The organism is Leucobacter soli (assembly GCF_042659205.1).
GTDB lineage: Bacteria > Actinomycetota > Actinomycetes > Actinomycetales > Microbacteriaceae > Leucobacter > Leucobacter soli.
In genome coordinates this window covers 1-959 of sequence record NZ_JBHSRW010000426.1, presented here as the reverse complement: position 1 = coordinate 959, position 959 = coordinate 1, and the positions used below count along the sequence as shown (strand labels likewise).

The following is a 959-nucleotide window of genomic DNA, read 5'->3' as shown; positions in this document are numbered from 1 at the left end:
CCCGCCCGCCCGCCCGCGTCCAGTCGCCCAGAGCGTCGAGGTCGTCCAGAGTATCGACGCGCACGCCGGTGGCGCCGAGTGCCGTCGCGAGTCCGGCGAAGTCGGCGCGGGGGATCCGCATCGCCGCCTCGTCGAGTCCCATCGCCCCGTAGAGGTGCACCTCGGCTCCGTAGGCCGCGTCGTTCCACACGACGATGACGCAGCTCTCGGCGGCGAGGATCGCGGACTGCAGTTCGGCAAGACCCATCAGCGCGCCGCCGTCGCCGGTCGTGACGACGACGGTCGATGCGGGCGCCGCAGCGGCGACGCCGGCGACGGTGGAGAGCCCGAGCCCGATGGTCTGGTACGCGGTGCCCACCATGAGCATGCGCTCCGGCGAGGCGACGGGCCAGAACATGTTCGCCCAGCCGATGAAGTGCCCGCCGTCGCTCGTGACGTGGCGATCCTCGGGCAGCAGTGCGGCGAGTCCCGCGGCGACGGCGCGGGGATCGAGCAGTCCGTCGGGGCAGACGCCGTCGGGGTGCTCGGTCCGGCCGTCGTCCCGCATGCGCAGGGAGCCCCCGGGTTCGAGCCCGGGGATCGTCTCCCGCCAGCCGCCGGCCGGGCCCGCGCCGGGCAGTTCGGAGAGCAGCAGCCGCAGCACCTCCTTGGCGTCGCCCCGGAGCAGCACCTGCGTGATCGGGTGCACGGTGCGCGGAGGCGCCACCTGGTCGGCGTCGATGCGGATCAACGTCGCACCGGCGCCGAGCAGTTCGCCGAAGCGCATCGTGAACTGGTTCAGCCCCGCGCCGACGGCGACGACGACGTCGGCCTCGGCGATGACGGCCATCGCGGCCTCCTGACCGAAGCCGCCGGTGACGCCGAGGTCGTAGCGCTCGTCGGCGAAGATGCCGCGGGCGAGCGCCGTCGTCGCGGTCGGCGCGCCGAGCGTCTCGGCGAGTTCGCTCAGCTCGCCCTGA

1 protein-coding gene is annotated in these 959 nt (G+C 74.0%); it reads right to left on the bottom strand.

Annotated elements, in window-relative coordinates; genetic code table 11:
• Nucleotides 1–959: thiamine pyrophosphate-dependent enzyme (locus tag ACFPZL_RS13710; RefSeq protein WP_382335941.1), on the bottom strand; the 959-nt coding region annotated here is incomplete at both ends.